Source organism: Nonomuraea sp. NPDC049714 (genome assembly GCF_044465295.1).
Classification (GTDB): domain Bacteria; phylum Actinomycetota; class Actinomycetes; order Streptosporangiales; family Streptosporangiaceae; genus Nonomuraea.
This window is the reverse complement of sequence record NZ_JBITLM010000016.1, coordinates 116,074-132,471: the sequence shown is the minus strand read 5'-3', so window position 1 is coordinate 132,471 and position 16,398 is coordinate 116,074. Positions and strand designations below refer to the sequence as shown.

At 68.3% G+C, this 16,398-nt stretch carries 13 protein-coding genes and 3 pseudogenes; 5 read left to right on the top strand and 11 right to left on the bottom strand.

Features of this window, described 5'->3' with window-relative positions:
* Together ACIBQX_RS43475 and ACIBQX_RS43470 are read left to right on the top strand one after the other, a co-directional pair.
* Positions 1-1,043 (top strand): WD40 repeat domain-containing protein (locus ACIBQX_RS43475; RefSeq protein ID WP_397015341.1); only part of this gene is annotated, 1,043 nt, incomplete at its 5' end.
* A 164-nt stretch (positions 1,044-1,207) separates the two neighbouring features.
* On the top strand, positions 1,208-2,194 hold the full coding sequence (locus ACIBQX_RS43470) for a tyrosine-type recombinase/integrase (RefSeq protein WP_397015340.1): 987 nt from the start codon (positions 1,208-1,210) through the stop codon (positions 2,192-2,194).
* 90 nt (positions 2,195-2,284) lie between these two features.
* Here the strand turns inward: ACIBQX_RS43470 and ACIBQX_RS43465 are convergent, their stop codons facing one another.
* The 3 genes and pseudogenes from ACIBQX_RS43465 to ACIBQX_RS43455 form a co-directional block, all read right to left on the bottom strand.
* Positions 2,285-2,764: a Gfo/Idh/MocA family protein gene (locus tag ACIBQX_RS43465; protein ID WP_397015339.1), complete on the bottom strand. Its 480-nt coding sequence runs from the start codon at positions 2,762-2,764 to the stop codon at positions 2,285-2,287.
* An 89-nt stretch (positions 2,765-2,853) separates the two neighbouring features.
* Positions 2,854-3,527 (bottom strand): annotated as a pseudogene (locus ACIBQX_RS43460) (aldo/keto reductase).
* 110 nt (positions 3,528-3,637) lie between these two features.
* Positions 3,638-3,763: pseudogene (locus tag ACIBQX_RS43455) on the bottom strand (aldo/keto reductase); the annotation flags it as partial.
* A gap of 207 nt (positions 3,764-3,970) precedes the next feature.
* Between ACIBQX_RS43455 and ACIBQX_RS43450 the strand changes: the two are divergent.
* On the top strand, positions 3,971-4,615 hold the full coding sequence (locus ACIBQX_RS43450) for a MarR family winged helix-turn-helix transcriptional regulator (protein WP_397015338.1): 645 nt from the start codon (positions 3,971-3,973) through the stop codon (positions 4,613-4,615).
* 349 nt (positions 4,616-4,964) lie between these two features.
* Here the strand turns inward: ACIBQX_RS43450 and ACIBQX_RS43445 are convergent, their stop codons facing one another.
* The 5 genes from ACIBQX_RS43445 to ACIBQX_RS43425 all read right to left on the bottom strand — a co-directional run bounded on the left by ACIBQX_RS43445 (position 4,965) and on the right by ACIBQX_RS43425 (position 8,975).
* Positions 4,965-6,044, bottom strand: coding sequence for a tyrosine-type recombinase/integrase (locus tag ACIBQX_RS43445; RefSeq protein ID WP_397015529.1), 1,080 nt, complete (start codon positions 6,042-6,044; stop codon positions 4,965-4,967).
* Positions 6,045-6,188: 144 nt separating this feature from the next.
* Positions 6,189-6,605 (bottom strand): type II toxin-antitoxin system PemK/MazF family toxin, encoded by a 417-nt coding sequence (locus tag ACIBQX_RS43440; RefSeq protein ID WP_397015337.1) that lies wholly within the window; start codon positions 6,603-6,605, stop codon positions 6,189-6,191.
* A gap of 448 nt (positions 6,606-7,053) precedes the next feature.
* Positions 7,054-7,440, bottom strand: a complete 387-nt coding sequence (locus ACIBQX_RS43435) for a DoxX family protein (protein ID WP_357631771.1) — start codon at positions 7,438-7,440, stop codon at positions 7,054-7,056.
* A 94-nt stretch (positions 7,441-7,534) separates the two neighbouring features.
* A complete protein-coding gene (locus tag ACIBQX_RS43430; RefSeq protein ID WP_397015334.1) occupies positions 7,535-8,008 on the bottom strand; it encodes a carboxymuconolactone decarboxylase family protein in 474 nt (157 codons plus the stop codon).
* Positions 8,009-8,093: 85 nt separating this feature from the next.
* Complete coding sequence (locus tag ACIBQX_RS43425; protein ID WP_397015332.1) at positions 8,094-8,975, bottom strand: sigma-70 family RNA polymerase sigma factor; 882 nt, start codon at positions 8,973-8,975, stop codon at positions 8,094-8,096.
* 273 nt (positions 8,976-9,248) lie between these two features.
* Here ACIBQX_RS43425 and ACIBQX_RS43420 point away from each other — a divergent pair, with 273 nt between their 5' ends.
* Positions 9,249-10,088: an NAD(P)H-binding protein gene (locus ACIBQX_RS43420; protein WP_397015330.1), complete on the top strand. Its 840-nt coding sequence runs from the start codon at positions 9,249-9,251 to the stop codon at positions 10,086-10,088.
* A 702-nt stretch (positions 10,089-10,790) separates the two neighbouring features.
* Here the strand turns inward: ACIBQX_RS43420 and ACIBQX_RS43415 are convergent.
* The 3 genes and pseudogenes from ACIBQX_RS43415 to ACIBQX_RS43405 form a co-directional block, all read right to left on the bottom strand.
* Positions 10,791-13,852, bottom strand: a pseudogene (locus ACIBQX_RS43415) (Tn3 family transposase).
* Positions 13,853-14,178: 326 nt separating this feature from the next.
* Complete coding sequence (locus ACIBQX_RS43410; protein ID WP_397015328.1) at positions 14,179-14,643, bottom strand: hypothetical protein; 465 nt, start codon at positions 14,641-14,643, stop codon at positions 14,179-14,181.
* Positions 14,644-15,094: 451 nt separating this feature from the next.
* Complete coding sequence (locus tag ACIBQX_RS43405) at positions 15,095-15,547, bottom strand: nitroreductase/quinone reductase family protein (protein ID WP_397015527.1); 453 nt, start codon at positions 15,545-15,547, stop codon at positions 15,095-15,097.
* 97 nt (positions 15,548-15,644) lie between these two features.
* Between ACIBQX_RS43405 and ACIBQX_RS43400 the strand changes: the two genes are divergently transcribed.
* On the top strand, positions 15,645-16,274 hold the full coding sequence (locus tag ACIBQX_RS43400) for a TetR family transcriptional regulator (RefSeq protein WP_397015326.1): 630 nt from the start codon (positions 15,645-15,647) through the stop codon (positions 16,272-16,274).
* Positions 16,275-16,398 lie beyond the last annotated feature (124 nt).

Here is a 16,398-nt window from a genome sequence, read left to right as displayed (position 1 = left end):
GCTACGACCAGACGGTGCGGATATGGGATGCGGCCACCGGCCGCCAGATCCGCACCCTCGCCGGCCACACCGGCCCGGTGACCTCGGTGACGTTCAGCCCGGACGGCAAGCGCCTGGCCAGCGCCAGCGTAGACGGGACGGTGCGGGTGTGGAATGCGGCCACCGGCCGCCAGACCAGCGAACTCGCCGGCCACACCAGCGCGGTGACCTCAGTGACGTTCAGCCCGGACGGCACCCGCCTGGCCAGCGCCGGCTACGACCAGACGGTGCGGATATGGGATGCGGCCACCGGCCGCCAGATCGGCGCCCCCCTGACCGGCCACACCAGCGCGGTGTACTCGGTGACGTTCAGCCGGGACGGCAAGTACCTAGCCAGCGCCGGCTACGACCAGACGGTGCAGATATGGGATGCGGCCACCGGCCGCCAGATCCGCACCCTCGCCGGCCACACCGGCCCGGTGACCTCGGTGACGTTCAGCCCGGATGGCAGGCGCCTGGCCAGCGCCGGCGACGACCAGACGGTGCTGGTGTGGGATCTGGACACCGGCCGCCCAATCCGCACCCTCGCCGGCCACACCGGCCCGGTGGCCTCAGTGGCATTCAGCCCGGATGGCAAGCGCCTGGCCAGCGCCGGCGACGACCAGACGGTGCTGGTGTGGGATGCGGACACCGGCCGCCAGATCGGCGCCCCCCTGACCGGCCACACCGGCCCGGTGACCTCAATGGCGTTCAGCCCGGACGGCAGGCGCCTGGCCAGCACCGGCGACGACCAGACGGTGCTGGTGTGGGATGCGGACACCGGCCGCCAGATCGGCGCCCCCCTGACCGGCCACACCGGCCCGGTGGCCTCAATGGCGTTCAGCCCGGACGGCAGGCGCCTGGCCAGCGCCGGCGACGACGGGACGGTGCGGATATGGGACGTCGCCTTGCCGCCTGATCTTCTTCGAGCGGTCTGTAGCATCGCGGTTCAGCCGTTCACGCCTCAGGAATGGCAGCAGTACATCCCCGGTGAGCAATACCGGCATAGCTGTCCCGCTTCCTGATAGGAACGCACCGTGCATGGCCAACTGCAACCGTCTCGGCTGACACAGAATTCGCATTACCTGTCACAGATGCCGTGTCAGCCCGACGTTCACGCAGCTCGGCACTCACCCAGGCAGGGCCGACTCGGTAGTGTTATCTGTCACATCACCCACGGAGGCCCGTCATGGCGGTCGTCGCCTTCCCCGGCACGCCCGGCGCGGACGAACCCGCCGTGCTCCCCAGCGGCCCCGCCGGTGACCGCTCGACCGTGGCCGGCGCCGCCACCCGCTTCCTCGACGCGCTCCAGGTGGCCACCACCCGCCGCAGCTACGCCCGCACCCTGGCCCGCCTGGCCACCGTCACCGGCCCGCAGCACCCAGTCGCCGACCTCGATCCCGACCACTACGCCGCCGTCATGGCCACCTGGGACGATGCGGCCGCCGCCACCTGGAACCGGCACCTGTCCGCGCTGGACTCCTTCACCACCTGGGCCCAGCGCCAAGACCTCCTCGCCACCAACCCCGCCCGCCGCCTGACCCGGCGCACCACCGCCCGCCGCGACGACCGCGCCATCCCACAGACGCGGCTGGAGAAACTGTTCACCAACGACCAGCACCCGTTGCGGGAACGAGTGCTGTGGCGGCTCCTCTACGAAACAGCGGTTCGGGCGGAAGAGATCCTCTCGCTCAACGTCGAAGACCTCGACCTTGAGTTCCGCCGCGCCCGCGTGATCTCCAAGGGCGGCGCGATCGAATACGTGCACTGGGCCACCGCCACCGCCCGCCTGCTACCCCGCCTGCTCGGCGGCCGCGAGGCCGGCCCCGTCTGCCTGGCCGACCGCCGCGCCCCCACCTCCGGACCCCGAACCCCCGCAGCCGCCGACATCTGTCCCATCACCGGCCGGGGGCGCCTGTCTTACCCACGCGCCGAGTACCTGTTCAAGACCGCCTCCGCCGAGCTCGACCCGCACGGCGAGGGATGGACGCTGCATCAGCTGCGCCACAGCGCGCTGACCCACCTGGCCGCCGCCGGCCGGACCGCGCCGGAGCTGCAGGCCAAGTCCCGTCACCAGCACCTGTCCAGCCTCGGCCGGTACGTGCGCCTGGGTGAGGAGACCTCCGCCCGCATCACCGCCGAACACGACCCCGCCGCCCGACGCCGCAAGCGCTGACGTCAGGCGAGACGCCTGCACCACGGCAGTGCGTTTCTGCCAGTGCCGCACCAGCTCGGCCAGATAACGCCGGAACTTACTGGCCATTAATCACTGGAACTCACACACTCGGGCTGACAGCAGCCGCCCGAGCCGGCCCTGCGCGATGACCTCGGCGGCCCGGCGCACCGACGGGTTGAGGCTCCCCTGCAGCCCGATCGCCGTGTGCAGGGTGCCGGCCGCCGCGGCCATCTCCTCCGTCTGGGCAACGCCCGCGCCCAGCGGGGACTCCGAGTAGACGGCCTTGCCCGCCGCGAGGGCCGCGAGCACGAGCTCGCGGTGTGCCGGGACCTTGACGGCGACGGTGACGAGGTCGATCGACGGGTCGCTGATGAGCTCGTACGGGTCGGCGTACCAGCGCTCGGCGCCGAACAGCTCGGCGGCCTCTCGTGCGCTCTCCGCGCGTCGGGTCGCCACCGCCGCCAGCACGAGCTGCGGCTGGGCCGCCAAGGCGGGGATGTGCGATGCCCCGGCCCAGCTCGCCTTCGTATCCGCGCCGATGATCCCGACACGAATCACACTGCTTGCCATGATCTGCTGCTCCATTCGGTCTGCTGCTCGGTCTTCTGCGGTTGAGACACGGTCGTCTCGTGCGGTTCGGCTCGGTCGCCGAGCCGCCTTCACTGGTCGATGGCGGCCATGCCGTTCCGGTCATGGCGGTCGCCGGACGCGGGGGTCAGGTTGTTCAGCCGGCCGAGCTGGTCCGGGGTGAGTCGGATCCCGTCGGCGGCGATGTTCTCCTCAAGTCGCTCGACGCGCCGGGTACCGGGAATGGGGTTGATGTCCTCGCCCTGGGCCAGGAGCCAGGCCAGGGCGATCTGGGCGGGAGTGGCTCCGGTCTCGGCCGCCACGGCCCGGACCTCGTCGACGATGCGCAGGTTGCGTTCGAGGTTGCCGCCGGTGAAGCGCGGGTTGGTACGACGCCAGTCGTCGGCGTCCAGACCGTCCAGGGAACGGATGCTCCCGGTCAGGAAGCCGTGACCCAGCGGGGAATACGGCACCAGACCGATCCCCAGCTCGCGCAGCACCGGCAGCACCTCCGTCTCGGGGCCCGCGTCCACAGCGAGTACTCGCTCTGGACCGCGGCCACCGGGTGGACCCCGTGCGCACGGCGGATGGTGGCGGGGCCGGCCTCGGACAGGCCGATGTAGCGGACCTTGCCCTGAGTGACCAGGTCGGCCAGGGCGTCGACGGTGTCCTCGATCGGGGTGTGGGGGTCGACCCGGTGCTGGTAGTACAGGTCGATGTGGTCGGTGCCCAGGCGCCGCAACGACCCCTCCAGAGCGCGTCGCACGTTCGCCGGCGTGCTGTCCGCTCCGGGCCGGCCGTGTGAGACACCAGGCCGAACTTGGTGGCGAGCACCACCTCGTCCCGACGGTGCCTGACCGCCCGGCCCAACAGGGCTTCGTTGGCGCCGTCCCCGTACACCTCGGCGGTATCCAGGTGGGTGACACCGAGGTCCAGAGCGCGATGGATGGTGCGGACGGAGTCCTCCTCGGACTCGTCCTTGCCTGTGTAGAAGGCGGACATGCCCATGACTCCTAGACCAAGGCGCGAGACCTCAAGCCCGCCGAGTGACGTGGTCTGCATCGAGTGTTCCTCTTCTGGATCGGTGCGCCAGGCCCACAGCCGGTACGTCGACCGGGCAGAAACTTGACCCATCAAGATGAACTTGATGCGTCAAGTTCTACTGTCTCGAACTTGATGCGTCAATAACTGCCGTCATAGGCTGGCCGCATGGCCAAGACAGCGGGTGCTCAGCGGCAAGGCAAGAGGGCCGGGCAGGACGGCTCCGCATCCCGCGTGACAACGCCGGCAGCCACAGAAGAGCCTCGCGGCACAGCGGCCGGTACGGAGTCGCTCGTCGGGTCGGACGACGAGCCGCGATGGTTGAACAGCGAAGAACTGGCAGCGTGGCTGGCCAACTCCGCGATCATGATCAGCCTGCCTGCCGCCCTGGACACGCGGATGCAGCGCGAGTCCCAGATGACCTTCTTCGAGTACATGGTGCTGTCGGTCCTCTCCGAGGAGCCGGACCGGACCATGCAGATGAGCGCGCTGGCCGTGCGCACGTCGGCGTCGCTGTCACGTTTGTCCCACGTCGTCGGACGATTGGAGAAGCGAGGGCTGCTGGCCAGGTCCCGGATACCCGGTGCGGGTCGCCGCACCAACACCACCCTCACCGAGGCTGGATACGACGTCGTGGTCGCGGCTGCGCCCGGACATGTCGCGGCAGTCCGCGAATATCTGATCGACTCGCTCGAACCGCGCGACCTGATGGCCTTGAAGCGCATCGGCGCAGCAGTGGCCGCCGCGATCAATAAGGGACGAACCACGCCCGCAGGTGCGACGACGGCTCACACCGACGTTCCCGAGTCGTAGCCGCCCTGGGCACACCTCGGCCCTGACGAGACCTGTACACCGCCGCAGGCAATGCGCCCGGTCCAGTGGCACCAGCGACGTGTCCGCCACGTTCCACGAAGTCGTAGAGCCCCAGCGCCAACGACTGGGCGCTCCTGACGATCTACGCGGGGGTCAGAGAGATTTGGAACGGAATCCGGCGTTAACGGGGTTCCCGCAGGTCAGCGAGCCGAGCCTGTCCCTGCCTCCGAACGCGGTCCGCGCCGGATTCCGTTCGGTTGCACACCGCGCTGTTGATCTCGGAGTCTGTGCCTGCCTGCTTCGTTGGCCGGGACTCCCTCTGACTTCCCGGTAAGCCGCCACTCAGTGATCAGTGGGTACGGCGGCGGGGTGCCAGGACCTCGGTGACCTTGGCGATGGCCTCGGCTCCGGGTTTGATGTAGCGTATGGCGGTGCGGGGGTTCTTGTGTCGAGTCTTGCCCATGATGAGCTGCAGCGGGACTTCGGCCTCGCCGAGGTGGGTGGCGGCGCTGTGGCGTAGCTGGTGCAGGTCAAGACCGGCGTACTTGTCCAGCAGGACGCGGGCGCGGTCGTAGCCGAGGCGGGCGCGGCCGGTGTGCGGGCAGATGTCGGCGGCGGCCGGACGGCGGGCGGGGACCGGGCGGCGCTCGGACAGGAACAGCGGACCGTGGGTGCGGGTGCTGCCGTCCGGGAGCCGGAGTAGCCGGGGCAGCAGGTGGGCGGTGCCGCGCTCCCAGTACACCCACTCGATCGCGCCACCCTTGGACCGGACGGGCGCGCGGCGGTGCTCCAGGTCCAAGTCCTCGACGTTGAGCGCCAGGACCTCCGAGGCTCTGGCCGCCGTTTCATAGAGCATTCGCCACAGCGTCTTCTCGCGCAGCGGGATGTCCCGGCGGAACAGCAGCCGGTGGATGGTGGTCTTGGCGACCGCGCGGGTCTCGTTGTCGCTCTCCTTGCGGCGTTCGGCCTCAGCCGGGAGTGATGGGGCGGCCCAGTGCTTCTTGGTCTGGCACCAGGTCAGCCAGGAGGTGATGGCGGCGCGGTTACGGTTCCAGGTCGCCGGCGCGCTCGTCCCCCACAGTTCGGCGAGCGCGGCGCCGATCTCGGTGTCGGTGACGTCGGCGAGCGAACGGTCCCGGCCCAGCAGTGCGGCGACGCGGTCGATGGCCGAGGCGTAGGCACGGTGGGTGTTCGGGTTGGCCGTACGCGCGGTGGCGAGGAAGGCGTCGGCGGCCGCGGCGAGCGTGACGTGCTCGCCGCGCAGAGCGGTGATCTTCGGTGCGGCGCTCATGCCGGCCGCCGGGCGATGCTCGCTGAGCCGGTCCGGGTGATGTCCCGGATAACGTGCCGGAGTCGCGCACCGCCCCGGCGAGGTGTTCTCCTGGTCGCCGTGCCGCCGTGATCGCTCATGTACGTGATAATGGACCATTATCACGTACATGAGTATGACCGGGTAGGCCCGGCGTCGATGACGAAGGTGTCCCAGGCCTGCCCGATCAGCACGATGCGCCGGCCGGGGGCGAGCATGCGCTGTGCCTCGCCGGCCACGCGAGTGGGTCGTCCAGGACGTGGTTTACTTGTCCGCCTGCTTGAGTCCACCGAGACGGAGTGCGTCCCTGATCTCGCTGAGTTTCGCGGTCGTTGCTGGGGTCCACTCCTTCGCCTGCTCTCCGAGGCGGAGGGCATCCTCGATCTCGCTGAGTTTCGCGGAGGACAGGACGCCCGCTTGCTCGATCAGGTCGTCCCGGGACACCGTGGTCAGCCACGTGCAAGGAGTCATGCCTGGACGAGGGAACGCTATCCGCAGCACGCCTTCAAAGGGCAATCCTTCTCCGGTTCCTACTGCCACTTCGACGCCCAGACCGCTGAGGTCGACGCCTGCCGGAGCGACGACCTGCATCGCCCGGATCCCGGACGCGTCGTCTCCCGACAGCAGGACGACCGGCCGCCGCTCGTCGAACGCGACCCACCAGACTTCGCCACGTTGCACATGTCCTCCTGACACTGGGTGGCAGACCCGGACGGTGGTCAGGGCGTGCCTCTTGGGTGACATCGCCGCGCATCGGCGAGGCGGTGCCGTGTTCGGTCGATTCTCGTGAGAGTGATCTTTTCAGGCATGTAAGGCATGTTGACTGGCCCCTCACACCTTGGTGCGAGGAGCCAGACGCTCCCGTGGGCATGTGGCGATCTCGGGCGCATTGACCCCTTTTCGGAAGGGATCGACTGAGTCGCGTCAGCCGTTCGACGGCGCGCTCTTCAGCCAGCAGCGCTGCGTCGTGGTCATCCCTGGCTACCTTCACCGCAGCCGCCCGGTCATGTCGCCGACCAGGGCGCACAGAAGCTCATCGAGCACGCCCTGCCCTGTCGCTGCCCTTCGGCGAGTGCGCCCACCCGCAGGAGCGGATCGCGGCCCGCATCCCGCCCGGATGACGGGCCGGTCAGCCGGTGAAGGGTTCCAGTGCGAAGCGGCCGATCGCCACGAAGGCGGCCAGGGCAAGGTAGCTCCCGTCCACCAGCGCGGCTTTGGTCTCGCCACGGCGGATCCGCATGATCACGGCGCCGGTCATGAGCAGCGTCAGGCCGCTAGCCGCCAGCGGTACCAGTACCGGCGCGATGCCGAGCAAGGCGGGCAGGATCAGGCCCACGGCGCCGAGGACCTCGAGCGCTCCGATGGCCTTAAGGGTGCCGGGCTTGAAGTCGAGGACCCAGCGCGCGGCGTTGGCCATCTGGGCCATCTTCTCCCGTGGCACGAACAGCTTCCCGAAGCCGGAGAACAGGTAGAGGGCGGTCAGCAGGCCGGTGATGATCCACAGTGCGATGTTCATGAGTCTTCTCTTTGGCAGAGTGTCTGGGGGTGGCGGCCGCGGGGCGGACCCGGGGTCCCGGGTCCGCCTGAGAGCCTGAGGGGGAATGTCCGCGTCAGATGAACTGCTGTCCGGGCTGGTAGTCGCCGCCGGGCGTCCGGGTGATCACGTTCAGCCGGTTGAAGGCGTTGATCGTGCAGATCAGGGCCACCAGAGCCATCATCTGATCCTCGTCGAAGTGCTTGGCCGCGTTCGCCCACGCCTCATCGGTGATGCCGCTGGAGTCGGCGAGGCGGGTGCCCTGATCGGTGAGTTCCAGCGCCGCCCGCTCCGCCTCGGTGTAGACGGTCGTCTCCCGCCATGCCCCGACCAAGTTGATCCGCACCATGCTCTCGCCTGCGGCCGCGGCGTCCTTGGTGTGCATGTCGAGGCAGCCGCCGCAGCCGTTGATCTGGCTGGCGCGGATCTTCACCAGCTCCTGCACCGCCTTCGGCAGCGCCGAGTCGGCGATGACCTTGTTCGACGAGATGATGTACTTGGCCCACTTCGACCCGACCTCGGTGCCCATCCAGTTGATCCGGGTGTCCATCTCAATCTCCTTCGTCTTCGGATGCGTGCACCACTACGACGAAGCCCTCCGCCAAGACGTAACAACCCCATGCGACGGACGTGCGCTACTCGGGTCGCGCGGGCAGATTCATGGTGTCGAGGCGCTTGCGGTCGCTCACGGTCAGGAGCTCGACGATCCGGCTGTCGACCACGGTGCACCCCACCACGCCGAGCACCTTGCCGTTCGCACCCCAGGCCACGAACCCGGGCTCGCCGTTGACCAGGACCGCCAGCGCCGAGGTCATCGACCGGATGCCGCGCAGGACCGGGCCGGCCACCTCGGCCGCCCCGACCGTGGTCAGCACGCCCTGCGGGTGGTACGTGCGCCAGGTCACCTGCGGATCAAGCAGCTGTACGAGCCCTTCGAAGTCCCCGTTGCGCGCCGCGGCAAGAAATGCGTCGACCACGGCTCGCTGCCGCCGCGGCTCCTCCTCCGGCCGCGACGTGCCCTGCACCTTCCGGCGGGCGCGGCTGGTGAGCATCTTGGTCGCGTCGGCGGACCGGCCGATGATCTCCCCGATCTCGGCGAAGGGCACCGCGAACATGTCATGCAGGACGAGCGCCAGCCGTTCGGTAGGCGTGAGGGTGTCGAGCACCACCAGCAGTGCCAGCCCGACCGACTCGGCGAGCACCGCGTCCTCCTCGGGCGCCGCCCCGCCGTCCACCGTCACCACCAGCTCGGGCAGCCAGTCTTCGTACGACAGCTCGGCCCGGTTCTTACGCGAGCGCAGCACGTCGAGGCAGACCCGGCCGACCACCGTGGTCAACCAGGCCGCCAGGTTGTCGATCGCGGCCGCGTCCTGCCGCGCCAGCCGGATCCACGCCTCCTGCACCGCGTCCTCGGCGTCCACCCGCGACCCGAGCATCCGGTAGGCGACCGCCACCAGGCGCTCGCGCTGCTGTTCGAAGGCTCCCGCCAGTGCTTCGTGAGGACCTGATCCGGTCATGTCGTTACCTTCCTTGCGCGAACTTCGTCATGGTCATGACGCGACCGAAGGCGCCGAGGTAACCGTTCGGCGTGCGTCTGATGGGAGACCGCAAATGTCACAGGGATCGGGTCGCCGGCGCCTCATGGTCGTCAGGACACCGCGCAAACGATCCACGCGCCTTGTGGAACTTACCGCTGACCTCGAATCCACCGGACGGCTGGTCGAGTGACGCGATCGTCACCGACCGGCCGCCCGCTCGAAGAAACCAAGAAGCTAGAGGAGATCCTCACCATGATCCTGGTAACCGGTGGCACCGGAAACGTCGGTTCCCACGTCGTCCGCCAACTCCTGAAGGCGGGTGAGAAGGTCCGCGTCATGACCCGCAACCCCAGCGGCCATGCTTTCCCTGACCAGGTCCAGGTCGTGACCGGCGACCTGACCCAGCCGGAGACCCTGCCGGAGGCACTGTCCGGCATCGAGCGGGCCTTCCTGTTCCCCGTTTTCCAGGGGGTCGACGGATTCCTCGACGTGGCCAAGCGAGCCGGCCTGCGGCATGTCGTGATGCTGTCCTCGGTATCCGTCACGTGGCCCGAGCCCGGCTGGGTCGGCGAGATGCACCTGCGGCTCGAACGATCCGTCGAAGCGTCCGGATTGGCGTGGACCTTCGTGCGGCCCGACGGGCTCACGACCAACGACCTGGTCTGGGCGCCCCAGATCATCGCCGGCGATGTCGTACGCGGACGCTACGGCGAGGCCGCGACGGCCCCGATCGACCCGCGCGACATCGCCGCGGTCGCCGTCCGCAGCCTCCTCGACGGGCATGCCGGCGAGGGGTACTCGGTGACCGGACCGCAGTCGCTGACCCAGATCGACCGCGTACGCGTCATCGCGGAGACCATCGGGCGGCCGTTGCGGTGGGAGGAGCAGTCCGAGGACTGGTTCCGGGACCAGATGGCCCGCGCCGGCATGCCCGCTCCGGGGATCGACGATTACGTCAACTTGCTCACCGCGAGAGTCGGCAAGCCCACGGAGGTCCTGCCGACGGTCGAACAGGTCACCGGCCGACCGCCCTTCACCTACGCACAGTGGGTCGCCGACCACGCCGTCGCCTTCGGCGCGGCGTCGGCCTGACGGAATGGCGGCACCTGCCGGCCTTCGCGCATGTCCCGAGGGCGAGCCCGGCGGCACCGGCTGACTGTCAACCGAAGCCGTCTCTCATCGACAAAGTCAGGGCTGGGTATGTCGCCGCGGTGCGCGGTATTTCCGCTGGTCGCACGCGTTATGATCATCCTTTGACCGTGGCGGGAACGCCATTGACATCCTCCGCGCGCGAAAGAGCGTCCCGTGTCGGCGAGGCGCTCTTTCTGCTGTTGTTCTGTGATGCGATCTATACGGGGCTCCCTCGTTCTGCTCGACGACGGCGAAGCGCTTCTCGCGCAATCCGCTGATGATCGGCCGTCCTCCAGCGCGCGGGGTCAGCTGGAGGCGGCGGGGCTGGGTGCACTTGCACTCGACTGCCCAGACGCTGACCGGCCCGGCGCCTCTTGGTCTCACTGTCTGTCTGGCGTGGACCGCTGAGAGGTGAGTCCGGGTCGTCGTCTTCCTCAATATCGCCGATCACCAGAGTGAGAATCTTGGTGAGGTCCGCCAGGTACGCCACGGTCTTGTCCAGGTCCGCGATCGTCGACTCGTAGCGCTGCGCGCCCGCGTCTTCCAGCTCGCACTGGGCGAAAGGCGCAGCCCAAAGGGTCGAGGGAGCCGACCGCCTGATCGTCGGCACCCGATGATGCCCGCCACCTCGCCCTCGGGCAGACCGTTGGCTTCTTCCGCCCGTCAATCCTCATCGTCGGCATCGTCGGCGTCAGGATCACGCAGGGTCCGCCGGCCGCCGCCCAACTGCGGCCGCTGAAACGAATACCTTCCGTGCACATTAATGTGTTTCCGGATGAAGGGACTGAGCCGGGCCACGTCGTCATCCAGCACCGGATAGCCCTGCTCCCGTAGCAGGCGCAAAGCATCGTCGACGTAGACGGTGTTCCACAGCACCAGGCAGTTCAAAACAATGCCCAATGCTCCTAACTGGTCCTCCATTCCCTCGTAGTACCGCTGGAACACCTGGCTTTTGCGGCCGTGGAACACTTTCTGCGCCAGATCGTGGCGGCCTTCCTGAAGGTTGCGGATGCCCTTGATGCCGCGCCGCATCCCCTCGTCATCGATCAGCGCCAGCACATGCAAACTCCTGAAAATCCGGCCGTAGGTGTTGATCGCCTCGCCCATCGCGGTCGGCCGGCCATCACGTTGCAGCATCCGCACCACGTCGTAGGGGTTGACGGCGCTGGTGTAGATGGAGCCGACCAGGCGCAGGATGTCCGGCCACCACCGGGTCACCTTGCCCAGGTCCAGCCGCCCGCGCGCCAGCGCGTTCAGCGCCCCGTAGTCAGCGTCGGCCTGCACCCGCCACAGCTTCTGGTCCGGCAGATCGGCCAGGGCGGGCCGGTACTCCTTGTCGAGTAAATGTGCGAGCCCGAATACCAGATCGCTGTAAGATCCGGTATCGGTGACAATCACATCGGCTCGGCGACCCTCGCCCGATCCGAAAATGACATCCAGCGCGTGCAAGCAATCCCGGTCGGTGCCGGACACAATTTTCGACGCGATCCCGAACGCCTGGTCATTGATCATATTCAGCCAGGTTATTCCGCGCTTCGGCCCAAATACTTTTTATTCGGCCGGGCGTACGCCGACGGCACCGGGACGATGAACCGCATGCCGTCGATGGCCGCGACCAGGCCGCCGCCCAGGGCCTGGGCGAAGCCGATCCCGGCCTGCTTGGCGATCAGGTGCGGGTTGGCCGCGGCGTAGTTGTCGGCGCGCAGGTAGGTGTGGTCGACGTAGCCGAGCCGGTGCCGTTCCAGCGCGGGCACGCCCTTGACCGCGATCGGCCCGTAGGTGATGTTCAGCGCCTGGGCGGTCAGGCACGCGGCCACCGAGATGTCCAGGTTGTCCAGGTGCGGGCCGGTGCCGGCGATCGAGGTGAAGGCCTCCATGAACTTCGGGCACCAGCCCAGCACCTCCACGACCGCCTCGGAGATGTCCACCCGCGGCATCATCGCCTCTACCCGCTTGCGCAGGTCGATCAGGGACGGTGGCTCGTCGATCGCCTTGACGCTGGCCACGTGGATCTTGCCGTCGTCGTCGATGGTGACGGAGGTGTTGGCGGCCAGCCCGGCGCGCACCACCCGGTAGGCGCGATCCAGCCGTTCGGCGTGCTCGGCCAGCAGCTCCGCGGGGTCTTCGGGCAGGCCCAGGTCGGTCAGCACGCTGTCCTTGACCGCCGCCCAGGCCGCGCCCTTGAGCAGCTGGGCGTCCGGGTCGCGCCAGCGGCTGGAGGCGGGCGCGTGGATCTCGCGGCGTTTGAGGTGGCGGTGGAACTGCTCCAGCACGCAGAAGACGTACGCGTTGCGGTCGACCAGCTTGTCGGTGCGGGCCGGATGGCCGAACACCAGCCGCTTCCACGGTCCACTCACCACCAGTGGGTCGATCAGCCGCAGCGGCAGTACCGTGACCGGATGGTGGCGCGAGCGGTAGGCCAGCGCGTCCGGCAGGGCCTTCATCGCGGCCAGTACCCGCGTGCCCTCGGCGTTGGCCTCGAAGGCGATCACCGGGGTCAGCAGCTTCACGAACCCGGACACGGTGGCGTACTTGCCTGCCATCGCCGCCCGCCAGCCGCCGTCGTCCTCGGCGTCCGGCGGCGGCACCAGCCCGGTCACGGTGGCCACCGCGGCGCGCAGCTGGGCGCGGGGCACGACCGCGTCGATCATCTCCCACACCTCGAACAGCCGCACGTCCTCGGTCCACCCCTCGGCCTCCAGCAGCACCTCCACCGCTTGGGCCAGCCAGGCCGAGGCCTTGGCCAGCCGCGGATGCTTGACGACCTTCTGCTTGTCGGCCTCCCGCTGCGCCTTGCCGAGCAGTTCGGTCACCATGAGCAGGTCCAGCAGTTCCAGGGTGTCGTCGATGGTCTTGGTCTCCAGCCGCTGCGCGGTGGCCAGCAGAGTGGCCAGCCGCCGCGAGGCGGGATGCTTCTTCAGTTGCGCCGAGTGGGCGGTCAGGCCGTAGCGGGCCAGCTCGTCCAGCCGCCGCTGCGGCACCGCGGCGTCCAGCTCCAGCCGGCCGAGCTCGGTGCCGCCGATCTCGGCCACCAGATCCAGCGACTTGACGATCTGTGGCCCGGACGCCTTCGACGGGCCGGTCCGCCAGCGCTCCAGATCGGAGACCTTCTTGCCTGGCGGCACCTCCAGCAGCAGGTCCAGCACCGCCCGCTGCTGCGCGCTGGGCAGCGCGGCCAGGGTGTCGTGCAACTCCCGCGTGGCCCGTTCCCGCTCGCGTGCCACCAGTCGGGTCAGCGTGCTGATCCCGGGCAGCAGCACGTCGTTCTGCCGCAGCCAGCGCACCGCGTACTGGAAGCACGCGGTCGGACCGTCGCCGGTGTTCCACGCGTGCGCCCGCACCTTGCCCGCCAGCTCGGTCTCGGCCGCGGCGAAGTCCTTCAGCCCGAACGCCTTGGCGATCTCCCAGGTGTGCTCCAGCCGTGTCTTGTCCCGCTCGGTGTAGCGCTTCACGCAGGAGGGATCCTCGATGCCCAGCTGGGCGGCAATGACGTCCAGGACCTCGTTCGGCACCTCCAGCGGGTCAGCCAGGAAGCACCCGAGGTAGCGAACGGTCACGAGCTGAAGGGCGAAGCCGCACCGGATGTGCCGGCCGCGATGCCCCTTGATGAGGGCCATGTCCTCGTTGTCGAGGAAGAAGATCTTCTCCATCTCGGCCCGGGAGGGCGGACCGTCGTAACGGCCGTACTTCGACGCTTCTGAGTCGCTCAGGAAGTCGACAGGCATGCACGCAACGTATGACCCATCAGACACAGCGTCATCAGAGCGATACAACCGTTACCAAGTGCTACTTCTTGTGACGGTAGGTAGATCAATGTCACATTGTGAAACCGAACGGAATCCGGCGCGGGCCGCGTTCGGAAGCAGGGACAGGGTCGGCTCGCTGACCTGCGGGAACCCCGTTAACGCCGGATTCCGTTCCAAATCTCTCTGACCCCCGTCGCGGCGGCGCCTCGGCTGCACGAAGGTACCCGCGGCCCGATAACTCCGCAAGCTCTCGGCCATCTCGCCAAAACCGACAACCATTGGCGACCCGACTGCCGCGCCTCAGATCAGGGGTAGAGCGTGTAGGTCTTGGTGTTGTTGCACACGATCGTGCCCGGGAGGCAGCGCTTCGCCCTGATCGTGATTCGGTCGAGGTTGGTGCGGGTCGTGGACCACTTGAAGCTCTTGTGGCCCTTTTTCCGGCCGGCCTCCTTGTACCCACCGTAAATTTCGTTGCCGTTGCTCTTCTTGAAGGAGACCTCCACCACGGTCGTCCAGACGTCGCTCTTGGTGTCCGTCACGCTGCCGCGCGCCTCGCCGTAGCCGTTGCTGCAGAGCTTCAGGACGTAGCTGACGAAGCCGTCCTTCGTGTTCAGCTTGCTCCACTTGTCCTTGCAGCCGGCCGAAGAGACGCTCGAGGAGGCGGTGGTGGTGGTGGAGGCCGTGGCGGTCGTGGCCGGCGTCAGTACGGCGAAGGCCGCAGAGACCCCGACAACAGTGGCGAGCATCTTCGAGGTGGAGAGCTTCCGCATGAAATTCGATCCTTGTCCGTCAGAGAACTTCGCGGTGCTCCGCCTGTGATCAGAGCACCGCGAAGAATGCTAAACGCCGGCGGTATAGCGGTGGTATGTCCACAGCAAGCCGTGGGTCGGACCCCCTGCCCTGGTGGAGGGGCCAGATATCTCTGAAGGCTCGCGTTGCGGATCTCCCAGGCTTCGGCCCACATACGCCCAAACCCACATTCAAAGGATCTTGTGCCGTGTTTTCCTGGTCATGGCTAGAGGCCGCGATTCATGACCGGCAGCCTTCGCGTGCACTGCTGGAATCCTGCCGCGTGTTCACCACGGCGATGGACGGGCTCCTTCTCGGCTGGCTCACCGACCGCAATGACGAGGTGGCCGAAGCTACCTCGCCAGGCCACGAGCGACGCATTGGCGCCGCGTCCGGCGGCACGGTCCACGCCGTGCCGCCGGATGACCATGATCACGCAGGGGCGGGCTCGAGCACGACCACCGGGATCTGCCGTTCGGTGTAGGTCGCGTAGGCCGCGTACGGTTTGTACATCACCTCCGGTCGCCTCCACAGCGCCGCCCGCTCGTCGCCTTCGGCGAGGCGTGGACGGACCCGGCTGCGTTCGCCGCTGGGCAGTTCAACCTCGGTGGTCGCCATCGCCATCAAGTTGTGGAACCACGCCGGGTGGGCATCTACGCCGCCCTTCGACGCGACGATGACCAGCCGGGGTGTGTCGTCGAGATAGGGCACCGGGGCCTGTCCGGACTTGCGGCCGACATGGTTGAGCAGCAGCACGGGCGGATTCAGAAAGATGCCTCCCAGCTTGCCGCGCGTCGCGCGTCGCGCGGAACAAGAACTTGTGCAGGCGTGCCATCTGACGCTGGAGTTTCCAGTAAGGGAGGTGGGTGGAGGAGGTTTCGGCATCCGCATCATGCTGGCAGGCGCTGACATGTGCCGTAAGCTGAAAAGAGGCAGAGGATGACACTTGGCGCACAGTGTCGAGAAGGCGTAGGCTGGCGCCGTGGAGAAGCCAGGCCTGCGTGAGCGGAAGAAACAACGGACACGCGAGGCGCTGACCGACGCCGCCTACTCGATGTTCTGCGCCAACGGCTTCGACGCCACCACCGTCGACCAGATCGCCGAGGCGGTCGAGGTCTCGCCGCGGACCTTCTTCCGGTACTTCACCTCGAAGGAGGATGTCGCGCTCTCACTCGCGGACGAGCAGATCACGACGATGCTGGAGGGATTCGCCGCACAACCGGCCGACCTGCCGGTGCTGACCGCGATGCGGCGCGCCGCGGTCGAGGTCGTACGGGCCTACGAGAGCGAGACGACCGACTCGGACCGGGTCCGCTACCTGCGTATGCAGGACCTGATCTCGGCCAGCCCGGCCCTGATGGCCGCGTGCGTCGAGCGGGCCGCTGCCCGGCTCGACGAGGTCGCGCGGCTGATCGGCGTCCGGATGGGCGTCGACGTGGCCGCTGATCCGCGGCCGTATCTGGTGGCTTCGGTGGTGCTGTGCGCGGTGCCGACGGCGGTCAACGCGTGGCGCGCCACCGGCCGGGACGCGCCGGACTCCGAGCTGATCGGGCAGGCGTTCGACCTGCTGTCCGCCGGCTTTGACGATCCGGCCGCCCCCGACCTTGCCTGATCGGACGCCGTTGGCCGACGAACTCGCGGCCGGCACCATCGACCGGGCGATGGCCAAGAGCGACCTGGAGCTCGGCGGCATCGACGCCGTGCTGCGAGGCCTCGGCCCATGCTGACCCGGAGGC